Annotated in this window: 11 protein-coding genes; 4 read left to right on the forward strand and 7 right to left on the reverse strand. The window is 69.9% G+C overall.

The window, feature by feature from the left end:
- Window positions 1-58: 58 nt before the first annotated feature.
- Complete coding sequence (locus JJ691_RS22780) at window positions 59-1,414, reverse strand: replication-associated recombination protein A (protein WP_211770739.1); 1,356 nt, start codon at window positions 1,412-1,414, stop codon at window positions 59-61.
- Window positions 1,415-1,459: 45 nt separating this feature from the next.
- On the opposite strand from JJ691_RS22780, the gene JJ691_RS22785 reads away from it, so the two are divergent.
- Entirely contained in the window at window positions 1,460-2,077 is a 618-nt protein-coding gene (locus JJ691_RS22785) for a uridine kinase family protein (protein WP_249228124.1), read from the forward strand.
- On the opposite strand, the gene JJ691_RS22790 is transcribed toward JJ691_RS22785, so the two are convergent.
- The 5 genes from JJ691_RS22790 to JJ691_RS22810 form a co-directional block, all read right to left on the reverse strand.
- The gene (locus JJ691_RS22790; protein WP_211770741.1) at window positions 2,074-2,475 is read right to left on the reverse strand and encodes a RidA family protein; all 402 of its coding nucleotides are present in this window, start codon (window positions 2,473-2,475) and stop codon (window positions 2,074-2,076) included. The genes JJ691_RS22785 and JJ691_RS22790 overlap by 4 nt on opposite strands.
- A gap of 34 nt (window positions 2,476-2,509) precedes the next feature.
- Window positions 2,510-4,027 (reverse strand): long-chain-fatty-acid--CoA ligase, encoded by a 1,518-nt coding sequence (locus JJ691_RS22795; RefSeq protein WP_211770742.1) that lies wholly within the window; start codon window positions 4,025-4,027, stop codon window positions 2,510-2,512.
- A 68-nt stretch (window positions 4,028-4,095) separates the two neighbouring features.
- Entirely contained in the window at window positions 4,096-5,643 is a 1,548-nt protein-coding gene (locus JJ691_RS53080; RefSeq protein WP_211770743.1) for an alpha/beta hydrolase, read from the reverse strand.
- 62 nt (window positions 5,644-5,705) lie between these two features.
- Window positions 5,706-6,638, reverse strand: a complete 933-nt coding sequence (locus tag JJ691_RS22805) for a TIGR03564 family F420-dependent LLM class oxidoreductase (RefSeq protein WP_211770744.1) — start codon at window positions 6,636-6,638, stop codon at window positions 5,706-5,708.
- 54 nt (window positions 6,639-6,692) lie between these two features.
- On the reverse strand, window positions 6,693-7,787 hold the full coding sequence (locus tag JJ691_RS22810; RefSeq protein WP_211770745.1) for a pyridoxal-phosphate-dependent aminotransferase family protein: 1,095 nt from the start codon (window positions 7,785-7,787) through the stop codon (window positions 6,693-6,695).
- Between the two features lie 666 nt (window positions 7,788-8,453).
- Here JJ691_RS22810 and JJ691_RS22815 point away from each other — a divergent pair.
- Window positions 8,454-9,596 (forward strand): HNH endonuclease signature motif containing protein, encoded by a 1,143-nt coding sequence (locus JJ691_RS22815; RefSeq protein ID WP_211770746.1) that lies wholly within the window; start codon window positions 8,454-8,456, stop codon window positions 9,594-9,596.
- Here JJ691_RS22815 and JJ691_RS22820 read toward each other — a convergent pair.
- Entirely contained in the window at window positions 9,582-10,832 is a 1,251-nt protein-coding gene (locus tag JJ691_RS22820; protein WP_211770747.1) for a S53 family peptidase, read from the reverse strand. The two genes, JJ691_RS22815 and JJ691_RS22820, sit on opposite strands and share 15 nt — an antisense overlap.
- A gap of 130 nt (window positions 10,833-10,962) precedes the next feature.
- Here JJ691_RS22820 and JJ691_RS22825 point away from each other — a divergent pair, with 130 nt between their 5' ends.
- Both JJ691_RS22825 and JJ691_RS22830 read left to right on the forward strand, forming a co-directional pair.
- Window positions 10,963-11,589 (forward strand): TetR/AcrR family transcriptional regulator, encoded by a 627-nt coding sequence (locus JJ691_RS22825; protein ID WP_249228125.1) that lies wholly within the window; start codon window positions 10,963-10,965, stop codon window positions 11,587-11,589.
- Window positions 11,586-13,250, forward strand: a complete 1,665-nt coding sequence (locus JJ691_RS22830) for an FAD-binding dehydrogenase (protein WP_211770748.1) — start codon at window positions 11,586-11,588, stop codon at window positions 13,248-13,250. Before JJ691_RS22825 ends, JJ691_RS22830 begins: the two co-directional genes overlap by 4 nt.
- The last annotated feature ends 9 nt before the right edge of the window (window positions 13,251-13,259 follow it).

Below are 13,259 nucleotides of genomic sequence, written 5' to 3' on the forward strand. Positions count from 1 at the left end.
GCAACCGAAACACGAGTTCGGAACTCGACACATGATTGCCTGAGCGCGGGACTCGCGGTTATTCCTGGCCTCTGATGACCTTCCGCAACCTGACCACTCGTTCCGACAACGCTCGTTCGTTGCCGCGGGTGGTCGGGGCGTAGTAGTCGCGGCCGATCAGGTCGTCCGGCGGGTACTGCTGCGTCAGCACACCCTCGGGCACGTCGTGCGGATACCGGTAGCCCTGGGCGTTGCCCAGCTTCTTGGCCCCGGCGTAGTGGCCGTCGCGCAGGTGCGGCGGGACCGCGCCGGTGGCGCCCTTGCGGACGTCGGCGAGCGCCGCGTCGATGGCCATCACGGTGGAGTTGGACTTCGGCGCGGTGGCCAGGTGGATCGCCGCCTGGGCCAGGTTGATGCGGGCCTCGGGCATGCCGATCAGCTGCACCGCCTGGGCCGCCGCCACGCACACCTGGATCGCCGTCGGGTCGGCCATGCCGACGTCCTCGCTGGCGTGCACCACCAGCCGGCGGGCGATGAACCGCGGGTCCTCCCCCGCCTCGATCATGCGGGCCAGGTAGTGCAGCGTGGCGTCCACATCGGAGCCGCGGATGGACTTGATGAACGCGCTGATCACGTCGTAGTGCTGGTCGCCGTCGCGGTCGTAGCGGACGGCCGCCTTGTCGACCGTGGCCTCCAAAGTGGCCAGATCGATCACGTCCGCGCCGGTGGACTGGGCCGACTCGGCCGCCGCCTCCAGCGCGGTCAGCGCCCGGCGGGCGTCGCCCCCGGCCAGCCGGACCAGGTGGTCCTCGGCCTCCGGCGACAGCGTCGGCGAGCCGCCCAGGCCGCGCTCGTCGGCCACGGCCCGCCGCACCACCTCCCGCACGTCCTCGTCGGTGAGGGATTTCAGTTGCAGCACAAGGGATCGGGACAGCAGCGGGGAGACGACGGAGAAGAACGGGTTCTCCGTGGTGGCCGCGACCAGCAGCACGATCCGGTCCTCGACCGCGCCCAGCAGGGCGTCCTGCTGGGTCTTGGAGAAGCGGTGCACCTCGTCGATGAACAGCACCGTCGCCTCACCGCTGCGGCCCAGCCGCCGGCGGGCGTCGTTGATCACCTCGCGGACTTCCTTCACGCCCGCCGACAGCGCCGACAGGGCCACGAAGCGCCGGCCGGTGGCCTGCGACACCAGCGTGGCCAGGGTCGTCTTGCCGGTGCCGGGCGGGCCGTACAGCATCACCGAGGCCGGCGCCGCGCCCTCCACCAGCCGGCGCAGCGGGGCGCCCGGGCCGAGCAGGTGGTCCTGGCCGACGACCTCGTCCAGCGACCGGGGACGCATCCGCACCGCCAGCGGCGCGTTGGCCGCCAGCTGCGCCTTGCTCCGCTCCTCGACGTCGGCGCCGAACAGCCCGCCGTCGTACAACCCGTCGCTCATAAGTTCGACGTTACAACGCCCGGCGGTATGGGATACTCGTTACCCGTGCCGTCAGCTTCCGTTCATCCGCGCGTCGTGCTGCTGGCCGGGCCCTCGGGTTCCGGCAAGTCCACCCTCGCCGCCCACCTGGGCTGGCCGGTGCTGAACCTGGACGACTTCTACCGCGAGGGCTCCGATCCGCTGCTGCCCCGCGACGCCTCCGGCCGGGTCGACTGGGACGACGACAACGCCTGGAACACCGCCGACGCCCTGGCCGCCGTGGTCGACCTGGCCGGCACCGGCCAGGTCGACGCCCCTGTCTACGTGCTCGGCGAGGACCGCCGGGTCGGCTGCCAGCGCATCGAGCTCGGCGACTCCCCGCTGTTCTTCGCCGAGGGCCTGTTCGCTGACCGCCTCGTCGCCGGCTGCCGCGAGGCCGGCATCCTCGCCGACGCCCTCGTGCTGGCCCCGCCGGCCGGCGTGACCTTCCTGCGTCGCTTCGCCCGTGACGTCGCCGAGCACCGCAAGCCCGTGCCGCTGCTCCTGCGCCGGGGCCTGCGGCTGTGGCGGGAGCAGCCGTCCGTGGTGCGCCGCTGCCTCGACGCCGGCATGCGCCGCACCACCCCCAACCGCGCCATGGTCGAGCTCGCCGACTACGCCGAGGCCCTTCCCTTCGCCGCCTAGGCCGGGATCACCGCCATCGCCGTGATCTCCACCAGCTGGCCGGTGTAGCCGAGCATGCTGACGCCCAGCAGCGTCGAGCTGTGCGGGCCCACGGACAGGCCGGAGGCGGTCACCACGTCCCACACCGTGCTCAGGTCCGAGGGCTGGTCGGCGACGACGTAGACCGTGGTGTTGACGACGTGCTCCAGGTCCGTGCCGGCCTGGCGAAGCTGCTCGGCCAGGTTGGCCAGCACCTGCTCGGCCTGCCGGACCCGGTCATCCGCCCCGACCAGCTTGCCGTCCTCGTCGAGGGGAACGCCGCCGGCGGTGAACACGAGCCGCTCCCCCGCCTCCACCACCACGCTGTGCGAGTAGGTGGGCGGCGGGAACAACCCCGGGGCGACGCGAAAAGTGGCCATGGCACGGTTCTACCCCAGCCGGGCAACCGGTTTTCTAGAGAGCCCGATCGGTCCAGTACGGCTGGCGCAGGACCTTCTTGAGGATCTTGCCGGTGGCGTTGCGCGGCATCTCCGCGACGACGTCGACGGTGCGCGGCACCTTGTAGCCGGCCAGGCGCTCGCGAGCGAAGGCGACCAGCTGCTCGGGGTCGACGGTCTGGCCGTCGGCCGGCTGCACGACGGCCTTGATCGACTCGCCCCAGCGGTCGTCGGGCACGCCGATCACGGCGACGTCGGCCACCGAGGGATGCTCGGCCAGCACCCGTTCCACCTCGGGCGAGTAGACGTTCTCGCCGCCGGTGATGATCATGTCCTTGACCCGGTCCACGACGTACACGTAGCCGCCCTCGTCGAGCCGGCCGATGTCGCCGGTGCGCAGCCAGCCGTCGGCGGTGAGGGTCTCGGTGGTGGCCGCGGGCTGGCCCAGGTAGCCGACCATGGCCTGCGGCGTGCGGAACCAGAGCTCGCCGACCGGGGCGTCGGCCAGCGTGACGGGGTCGACGACCCGCAGCTCGGCCTGGTCGACGGGCCGGCCGGCGGAGGTCAGCCGCTCCACGTGCTCGGCGTCGCGGTGGTCGGCCGGGCTGAGCACGGTGATCGCCCCAGCCATCTCGGTCATGCCGTACACCTGCACGAAATCGGTCTCCGGCCACGCGGCCATCGCCGCCCGCAGCAACGGCAGCGGCATCGGCGACGCGCCGTAGACCAGCTGCCGGAGCCGGCCGAACGCGCCGATGGCGGGCTGCCCGGCGGCCATCACGCCGGCCACCACGGCCGGCACCAGGAAGGCGTGGGTGCAGCCCTCGACGATGGCCCCGATCAGCGCGGGCCCGGTCGGCTCCCGCAGCAGCGTGGACGGAATGCCCTCGTGGAAACCGGAAATCGCGTAGCAGGTGCCACCGACGTGGAACAGCGGCATCGCGACCAGATTGCGGGAGCCGGGGCCGATGGGCATGGCGCTCAGGGTGTTTCGGGTGTGCGCGAGCACGTTGCCGTGGCTGAGCACCACGCCCTTGGGCCGGCCAGTGGTGCCGGAGCTGTACATGACCAGCGCCGGGTCGTCACCCCGCACATCGGACTGGACGCCGACCGGCCCGGCCCCGGCGATCAGGTCCTCGTAGCCGCTGAGCGGCACGGTGGCCGGCCGTTCGACGATGCCCTCGACGCCGGGCAGCAGCTCGTCGGCGACGAACAGGACCCGGGCGCCGGAGTCGCGCACGACGTAGTCCAGCTCGTCGGGAGCGAGCCGCCAGTTCAGGATGGCGGTGGCGGCGCCGAGCGAGGCCGCGCCGAGCACAACCTCAAGGCAGGACAGGTTGTTCTTGTCCAGATACGCCACCCGGTCGCCCCGCCCGACCCCGGCCGCCCGCAGCACACCGGCGACCCGGCGGATCCGCTCCCGCCACTGCGACCACGTGAAGCTTCGCCCCTCATAGCTGATCGCCTCGGCGTCGGGCGTCGTCTGCGCCCAGTGCTCGACCAGTTCCGGAAGCAGCCGCGCCTGTGCAGTCATCCCGTGACTTTCGCACTACAGCCCCACAATGGCAATCGGTGTGAGCACAATGGCGGGTCGAATCGAGCTCAGTCGAACGGCCCGTGATTCGGTTCGCAGACCGTGTCGGCGGCCGGCATGCGGCCTCGGACGAAGTACGCGTCCACGGCGTCGTCGATGCACTGGCTGTGACTGAGCGCGCCGTGGCCGAAGGTGTCGAGCGTCAGCAGCCGCGCGTTGCCGAGCAGCTTGGCGGTGCGCTGCGCGCCGGGATACGGGGTGTCCGGGTCGCCCTGGCTGTTGCCGATCAGGAGGACCGGGTTCGCGGTGTGGCGGTTCCAGGGGCCGGCGTAGTGGTCGGGATCGGCCGAGGGGAAGCGGACACAGGGCAGCGAAAGGTACGTGTAGTAGGGCCCGAAGCCCCGGGCGCGCTGGTCGGTGATCGGGGCGATGCTCGTCCAGGCGACGGGGTCGGTGGGGTTGAGGGCATCGGCGCACTGGGTCGCGCCGCCGCCGAGCAGGCTGTCGGCCGGGGTGGCGATGGGGGTGGCAGCCGGCGCCATGGCGGGGGCCGGGGTGGTGGCTGTGCTCAGCGCTTGCAGGAAATCGGCCAGGCGCGGCGAGTTGTCGGCGTTGGTCAGGTACTTGATGGTCCGGGCGATCACGTCCTGGTAGCGAATGGTGGCCGGCTGGCCGGTGTTCGGATCGGTGATGGTGACGGGGCCGGCGGTCAGGCCGTCGAGGACGTGGTTGAACTTGGCGAACAGGTCGCCGCCGGTGTTGAAGGCGCAGCGGCTGGAAGCGGAGCAGGCGGCGAGAAAGGACTGGAGTGCTTGCAGGGCACCCATATCCGCGCCGAGGCGGACGCTGAACGGGATGTTGGCGTCGGCCGGGTGGTAGCCGGTGGTCCAGTTGACCGGATCGTCGACGGCGTCGAGCACTATCGCCCGCACGCGGTCGGGGAACAGGTTCGCGTACGTCTCGCCGATCACCGTGCCGTAGGAAAGCCCGTAGTAGGACAACATCGGCGAGCCCACCGCCGCGCGGAGACGGTCCAGATCACGGGCCACGTTGGCCGTGGACAGGTGGCCGAACAGCGGGCCGGCGTTCTGCGCGCACAGGTCGTCGACGGCGAGCGCGTCGGTGATCTGCTGCTGCGCCTGGGCCGGCGTCATCGGGAACTGGGCCGCGACGCGCTGCAGGATCGCCAACTGGTCGGGCGAGGTGAAGCAGTGCGCCACCGTGCTGGCCCCGACGCCGCGCGGATCGAAGCCGACCAGGTCGAACCGTTGGTGCAGATCGGACGTGAGCACCGGTGGAATCCGCCCGGGATTGCCCGGGCCGCCAGGGTTGTAGAACACCGTGCCCAGCTTGTGCGCCTGGTCCGCGGCTGGCAGCCGTCCCACCGCCAGCTGGATCTTCGTGCCGTTCGGGTCCCGATAGGACAGTGGGACCTCGAGCGTCGCGCACTGATATCGGTCGAGGGGCAACGCACCCGCCGGCACCGGAGTGTCGGCGGGACACGTCGTCCAGGACAGAGATGTCTCCGTCGCCGCCTGAGCAGCGGGCGGAATCAGGGCAGCGGTCAGCGCGACCGCGGCCGTCGTGGCCAGGATTCGGGACAGGGATGTGACCATGACTCAGCCTGGCTTGTGACGGCGGAGAAAACAGTGGCCCCAGGCCCCCGCGCGGGGTGGAGCTAGGCCCACTCCCGGTTCAGTTCCCCGAGCAGCCGCCAAGTGCGTTCCTGGTCCGCGTCGGTGCCGAAGGCGCTGCCGACGATCACCTCGGTGGCGCCGGCGTCGAAGTGGTCGCGGATCGTTGCGGTGACGAGCTTTTCGTCGCCGATGGCCGCCAGCTCGACGCCGCGGGTGACGCCGCCGAGGGCCAGAACCCTTTGGTAGGACGGGAACTGGTCCAGGAAGCCGATCTGCGCAGCTGCGCGTTCGCGGGTGCTGTCCACGTCGTCGGTGACCACGGCGTGCACGAAGGCGACAACCCGAGGCGCGGAGCGGCCGGCCTCGGTGACGGCCTTGGCCAGCGGCGGCACGATGTGCTCGGCGATCACCCGGGGCCCGGCCAGCAGCGGCAGCGTGCCGTCGGCCAGCTCACCGGTGACCCGCAGGGCCTGCGGGCCCATGGCGGCGACCAGGATCGGCACGGCCGGCGACGCGCCCGGGAGGGCCGACGGCATCGGGGTCGTGGCGGTGATCAGGTCACCGTGGTGGTCGGTGTGGCCGGTTTCGAGGTACGGGCGTAGTGCCGTGAGGAATTCCCGTAGGCGTGCGATGGGGCGGTCGAAGCTGATCCCGAGCGTGGATTCGACAAACGGCCCGGCTCCCAGCCCCAGGCCGAGGTGGAACCGACCGGCGGTGGCCGCCTGGGCCGTCTGCGCCTGCGCCCCGACCAGCAGCGGATGCCGGCCGAAGATCGGGATGGCGGAGGTGCCGACCTGCAGCGTCGGCACCTCGCGCCCCACGATGGCCGCGAGCGCCGCGGCGTCGTAGTCGAACCGCTGTCCGAACCAGGCGGACCGCACCCCCGCGGCCGCCGCCTTCCTGGCCCGGCCGACGACCGCGTCCACGTAGTTGTCCACCCCGGCCGGCCCCTGCAACGTGATTCCGATGCCCATGGGACCGACCGTAGCAGCATCGGACCATCGGTCCGTATCTTGGGATTCCCTTGGTCAGAGCAGCCGGGCCAGCGCGGCCAGCACCAGCTCGGCCCGGTCCAGCCGGGCGTTGTGGCCCATCAGGCCGATGCGCCACACCGACGTCGCGAACGCGCCGGCGCCCGCCCCGATCTCGATGTTGTAGTCGGCGAGGAGCTGGTGGCGGATCTTCGTGCCGTCCACGTTGTCCGGGACCTTCACCGTGGTCAGCTCGGGCAGGCGGTGGCCCTCGGCCGCGAACAGCTCCAGACCCAGGTCCTGAAGTCCGGCCTGGAGACGTTCACCGGCGGCGCGGTGACGCTCGAAGACCGCGTCCAGGCCTTCTTCGAGGATGCGACCCAGGGCCGCGTGCAGCGAAGCGATCATCGCCACCGGGGCCGTGTGATGGTACGTGCGCCCACCCGCCGCCGTGCCGCTCACGTAGTCGCCGATCAGACCCAGGTCCAGATACCAGGTCGGGGGCTTCGGATTGCGGTGCTCCCAGGCCCGCTCCGACACCGTGAACGGCGACAGCCCCGGGGCGACGCCCAGACACTTCTGCGTGCCCGAATAAGCGATGTCGATTCCCCACTCATCGGCGGCGATGGGAATGCCGGCCAGGGAGGTGACGCAGTCGGCGATGACCAGGGCATCCGGGTTGCGGTCGTGAACCGCTTTGCCGAGAGTCCCGATGTCGCTTCGCACGCCTGTGGACGTCTCCGCGTGCACCGCCGCGACGATCTTCGGGTTCGGATGAGCGTCGAGGACCTTGTCCGTGTCCACCGGCTGACCCCAGTCATGCTCCACCGGGACCACCGTCGCGCCGTACCGGGACGCCACCTCCACCATGCGCTGGCCGAACAGCCCATTCACGGCGATCACCGCCGTGTCGCCAGGCTGAACCGTGTTCGCGAACGCCGCCTCCATGCCGATCGACCCCGTGCCAGAGAGAGGAAGAGTCCGGCGGTTGGCGGTCTGGAAGACGGTGCGGAGACGGTCGCAAGTCTCGTCCAGGATGCGGAGGAACTCCGGATCCAGATGGCCCAGCAGCGGGGCGGCAAGGGCGGCAGTGGCCTCTGGATACGGGCTTGAAGGGCCAGGGCCCAGCAGCACACGATCGATCAGGGACATGGACAGGACAGTAGTTGGGGGTGGGGCGGGTGGGAGCGGAGTGCCCCGAGTGGGGGGTTTGGGGGGTTGTGGGCAAGGAGGCTCGCCGGCGGTGCCCGTCAGCCAGTTCCGCCACCGCCCAGCCCTACTGGCACCAAGCCCTGTCGGCCGGCCCTGCCACCGCCGCAGTTCGACCGCCGGCCAGCTCTGGCGGCGCTCAGCTCCGCTGGCCCAGGCACGTCCACCGCGAGCTCCGCGGCCGCTCAACTCTGCCGCCGACCGGTTTTGTCGTCCAGTCCTTACTGATTCCTGCCCTCGCACCTGCCGCTGCTCCCCTGACCCTCATCTCCCAACTGCCGTCCCGTTTCGTTTGCCTTGTGTGGTGGTGGGTTGCGGGCCTGCGTGGACGGTTGGCCAGGCCGCGTGCGTCAGGTGGGTGGCGGGTTGGGTGGGTTGCCGGCGGTGGGGTGGGTGGTTGTGTCTAGGGAGGGCTTGGGACGTGGGGTGGGGTGGGGTGTGGGTTTCGTTGTCGGGGTGCGTTGGGTGGGGTGTGCGTTCTTGGTTGTGTCGTGAGTGATCCAGACGTCTGCGCGACTGTTGCGGAAATCGCTTTCCGGTGTGTCGCCCACATGGGTATTTGTTGGTGTGTAAGGGAAATCGATATCCAAGGGGAGGTAGAATGGGGGTATGACAGCAACGTTGGATCGGTCTGCCGACGCCGGGTGGTGGCGGTTGGACGACGGGGCGTTGTGGTCGGAGGGTGAGAGGGCCGAAGTCTGCCGTCGGGCTGATTATGTGCGGCAGGTGGAGGTGGTGGCCGAGTTGTGGTCACGGACTGCCCGCGCCAAGGACGATCAGGCGACGATGGTGGCGGATCTGGTGGCGCGGTGGGGGATCACCCGGGCGGAGGCCAGGGATCTGCTCCGGCACGCGGAGTTGTTCGAGCGGGAGGCGGTCCGTGAGGCGGCCGGCGAAGGCCTGCTGAGTAAGCAGCATCTGGTGGTGATCGACAAGACACTGGCCGAAGCGCCTGAAGAGCAGCGGGACCAGGTTGAGGCTGCGCTGCTGGTGAACGCCCGCGAGTTCGACGGGGCGACGTTGCGGGTGATCGCCCGGCATATTCTCCAGTTGCTGGATCAGGATGGGAAAGCGCCGGATGATCGGGAGTTGGCGGAGCCGAGGCGGGAGTTGCATCTGACCAGCCGTAAGGACGGGTCGGTGGTGTTTCGGGGGAAGATTGACCAGGAGTCGGGGGCGAAGCTGACGGCGTTGCTCAGCCCACTGGCGAAGCCGACCTCCGCCGGCGACACCCGCACCACGGCCGAACGCCAAGGCGATGCCTTTGCGGAGATCATCGACCTCGCCGCCAACAGCGAAGACCTGCCGGCGGAAGGCGGGGAGCGGCCGCATCTGGCGCTGACCATGTCGCTGAAGGACTTTCAGGAGCAGCGGGGCACGGCTGATGTGGAGAGCATGGGGCCGATGGATGCGGCCTCGGCGCGGAGGATTGGTTGTGACAGCAAGGTGATGCGGGTGGTGCTGGGGGCCAAGTCCGAGGTGCTGGACATCGGGCGGACCGCCCGGACGATTCCCACCAGCATCCGGAAAGCGTTGATCATCCGGGACAAGGGGTGCGCATTCCCGGGATGCCAACGCAGACCGAGACAGTGTCACGCACATCACGTGATCCACTGGGCGGACGGGGGACCGACCAGTGTGGACAATCTCGTGCTGCTCTGCGGACACCATCATCGATTGATCCACCACAGCCACTGGACGGTGAAGATCAACGAGGGGTGGCCGGAGTTCGGGGGGCTAGAAGCCGGCTAGGCCGTTGGGGGTGCCGATGCCGGTGGGGCCGTCCCAGCCGGGGCCGGAGACGCAGAGCTGGGGGGCGGAGGTCTGGCAGGAGTGGGCGGCGCCGTTCTGGCCGGAGGAGACGTCGGTGAAAGCGGTGGCGGGGGCGGAGTAGAGGGTCGAGGGGCCGTCGACGGTGGCGGTGTGGCCGGCGCGGGCGAACATGGCGGCGATGAAGGGGGCGGCGGCGCTGGTGCCGCCGGCTACGAACCAGCCGCCGATGCCGTAGCTGTCGTAGACGGCGACGCCGGTGGCGGGATCGGCGATGGCGGAGACGTCGGTGGCGGCGCGATGGCCGGAGCAGAAGGCGGAGACGGAAGTGGGCTGGCCATGGGCCGGTGGAAGATCGGACTCGCAGCCGCTGCCGGCCTGATTCCAAGCGGCAGACGAAAAAGCAGTGTCCGACTGGTACAAGGCGGTGCCGCCGACGGAGACGACCGAAGGCAAATTCTGCGGCCAGAAGCCGTGCACGGTGCCGAGATAGCCGGAATCGCCGGAAGAAGCGACAAAAGCCACGCCCGGGTGCGAGAAGACAGAACTGACGGAGCCGGTGTCGATGTCCTTGGTGGACGGATAGCCGAAGCTCATGCTCACCGCGGAAGCACCCAGGCCCAGGGCGACGGAAGCGGCCTTGGCGATGGAAGGGACGGCAGCGGCGGCGGGATGCAGGGCGGACAGATAGAAATCGGCGGCGGGGGCCTGCACCAGCAATATCTTGCACGAAGGGCAGGCGGCGGAGACCATCTCCACATCCAGGGCCGTCTCGGCGGAAAGCTGCTTCTCCTCCTCCGAACCGGACGGTTGCAGCGGCGGACCGCCCTGGTAGTCGACGACCTTGAAACAGCCGGAAGCAGAGGTGCACGGGGAAAGACCGAACTCGGTGCGGTAGTGGGCCAGATCGGACTCCACGTCGGGATAGCCGCCGCCGTCGATGATGGCGACAGTGCCGGAAGAGCCCACCGAAGCATCGGGCAGGTGATAGGCGGCGGCGAGCTCGGCGGCGCTGTAGCCGATAGGCACCGGAGTGGCGAGCGGGACCAGAGAACCCTGAGCAACCGTCACAACCTCGGAATCACAGACATCGCACGTGGCCACCACGCCATGACTGGCCAGCAGGGAACCGGACTGCACCAAGTGGTGCAAGGCGGTGACATCGGGAAAGACGGCCACGTGCGGGGCGAGAAGCAGCGCGGCGGCGGCGATCTTCACGGCGAACAACAGTGACCTCCCGAGCACTCAGCGTGAACACAGTGTCGGGAGAACCCGCCGACTCCGCGCTTCCAATCCACGCGCGTATCGGATACATTTTTGTATCGGAAGTGAGCGGGCGGAGGTGGCGGTGGCGGCGCCGAAGCGGGTGACGAAGCGGCGGGGCGAGACCAGGCAGCGGATGCTGGAAGCAGCGCTGCGGGTGTTCGCGGACCAGGGCTTCGGGCGCTCCACGGTGGAGCAGGTGTGCGAGCGAGCGGGCTACACGAGAGGCGCCTTCTACTCGAACTTCGCGTCGCTGGACGACCTCTTCCTCGCTATGTGGGAGCAGCGGTCCACCGAGCTGATCGACGGACTGAAGCAGGCCCTCGAAGAGATGGACACGTCCAGGGTCAAGGACGTGCGGGGCGTGGTGGAGCTGGTGACGCCGGCGGTGCCGGTGGACGACACGTGGTTCCGCATCACGGCGGAGTTCACGGCCCACGCGCTGCGGAACCCGGGCCTGCGCCGGGTGATGACGGCCCGCGAGGAGGCGATCAGCTCGGCGATCACGCCGGTGATCGCGGAACTGCTCGCCAACATCGGACGAGAAACACCTGATCAGGTGGCGTTGGGGCAGGCGGTGGTGGCGGTGCACGACGGCACGGCGGCGCAGTGCCTGCTGGAACCGGACAACCCCGTCGTCTGGCGGCGCCGAGCCGACCTGTTCGAACGGGTCCTGACGGCCTACAGCATCGAAACCGGAGGACGGTCATGACAATCGAGGCCGACGTCATCGTGGTCGGCGCGGGACTCGCCGGCCTGGTCGCCACGCACGAGCTGGTCAAGGCGGGCCGCAAGGTCCTCGTGGTGGACCAGGAGAACCGCAACAACCTGGGCGGCCAGGCCTTCTGGTCGCTGGGCGGCCTGTTCTTCGTGGACAGCCCGGAGCAGCGCCGCCTGGGCGTGAAGGACTCCTACGAGCTGGCCTGGCAGGACTGGCAGGGCTCGGCGGGCTTCGACCGCGAGGACGAGGACCACTGGGGCCGGCAGTGGGCCGAGGCGTACGTGCGGTTCGCTACCGACGAGAAGCGCCAGTACCTGAGCGAGCTGGGCCTGAAGGTCACGCCGCTGGTGGGCTGGGCCGAGCGCGGCGGCGGCCCGGCCGACGGCCACGGCAACTCGGTCCCCCGCTTCCACCTGACCTGGGGCACCGGCCCGGAAGTGGTCCGCGTGTTCCTGGAACCGGTGCTGGAGGGCGAGAAGCGCGGCCTGGTGGAGTTCGCGTTCCGGCACCAGGTGGACGACATCATCGTCGAGGACGGCGCGGCGGTCGGCGTCCGCGGCACCGTGCTGGAGCCGACCGACCTGGAGCGGGGCAAGGCGTCCTCGCGGACCAAGGTCGGCGAGTTCGAACTGCGGGCCAAGGCGGTCATCGTCTCCTCCGGCGGCATCGGCCACAACCACGACCTGATCCGGCAGAACTGGCCGACCGAGCGGATGGGGCCGGCCCCACGCACGATGATCTCGGGCGTGCCGGCCCACGTGGACGGCCGGATGATCGCCATCACCGAGTCGGCCGGCGGCCGCATCGTCAACCGCGACCGGATGTGGAACTACACCGAGGGCATCAACAACTGGAACCCGATCTGGCCCGACCACGCGATCCGGATCATCCCCGGCCCCTCCTCGATGTGGTTCGACGCCACCGGCCAGCGGCTGCCCTCCCCCAACTTCCCGGGCTTCGACACCAACGGCACGATGAAGGCGATCCTGGCCACCGGCCACGACTACTCCTGGTTCGTGCTGACCCAGTCGATCATCGAGAAGGAGTTCGCGCTCTCCGGCTCGGAGCAGAACCCGGACATCACCGAGAAGGACCTCAAGCTCGCGCTGACCGGCCGGCTGGGCAAGGGCGCGCCCGGCCCGGTGGAGGCGTTCAAGCAGCAGGGCGTGGACTTCGTGGTCTCGGACAACCTCCAGGACCTGGTGGCGGGCATGAACAAACTGTCCCGCGGCCCGCAGATCTCCTACGAGGACATGCTGCGCCAGATCCGGGCCCGCGACCGGGAGGTCCGCAACCCCTACTCCAAGGACCTGCAGCTGATGGCCATCACCAACGCCCGCCAGTACCTGGGCGACAAGCTGGTCCGGGTGGCCAAGCCGCACCGCATCCTGGACCCGGCGCACGGCCCGCTGATCGCGGTCCGGCTCAACATCCTGACCCGCAAGACGCTGGGCGGCGTGCAGACCAACCTCGACTCGCAGGTCATGCGGCCGGACGGCGAGGCGTTCCCGGGCCTGTACGCGGCCGGCGAGGTGGCCGGATTCGGCGGTGGCGGCGTGCACGGATACAACGCGCTGGAAGGCACATTCCTGGGCGGCTGCATCTTTTCCGGGCGGGCCGCCGGGCGAGCCCTCGGGAAGACACTTCGATAGGCTCACGTA

This window comes from Kutzneria sp. CA-103260, assembly GCF_018263855.1.
Classification (GTDB): Bacteria; Actinomycetota; Actinomycetes; order Mycobacteriales; family Pseudonocardiaceae; genus Kutzneria.

Bases quoted from the DNA above. Each gene is read 5' to 3' on its own strand.
- JJ691_RS22780 (WP_211770739.1), bottom strand. From the start codon at position 1,414: ATGAGCGACGGGTTGTACGACGGCGGGCTGTTCGGCGCCGACGTCGAG.
- JJ691_RS22790 (WP_211770741.1), bottom strand. From the start codon at position 2,475: ATGGCCACTTTTCGCGTCGCCCCGGGGTTGTTCCCGCCGCCCACCTAC.
- JJ691_RS22795 (WP_211770742.1), bottom strand. From the start codon at position 4,027: ATGACTGCACAGGCGCGGCTGCTTCCGGAACTGGTCGAGCACTGGGCG.
- JJ691_RS53080 (WP_211770743.1), bottom strand. From the start codon at position 5,643: ATGGTCACATCCCTGTCCCGAATCCTGGCCACGACGGCCGCGGTCGCG.
- JJ691_RS22805 (WP_211770744.1), bottom strand. From the start codon at position 6,638: ATGGGCATCGGAATCACGTTGCAGGGGCCGGCCGGGGTGGACAACTAC.
- JJ691_RS22810 (WP_211770745.1), bottom strand. From the start codon at position 7,787: ATGTCCCTGATCGATCGTGTGCTGCTGGGCCCTGGCCCTTCAAGCCCG.
- JJ691_RS22815 (WP_211770746.1), top strand. From the start codon at position 8,454: ATGACAGCAACGTTGGATCGGTCTGCCGACGCCGGGTGGTGGCGGTTG.
- JJ691_RS22830 (WP_211770748.1), top strand. From the start codon at position 11,586: ATGACAATCGAGGCCGACGTCATCGTGGTCGGCGCGGGACTCGCCGGC.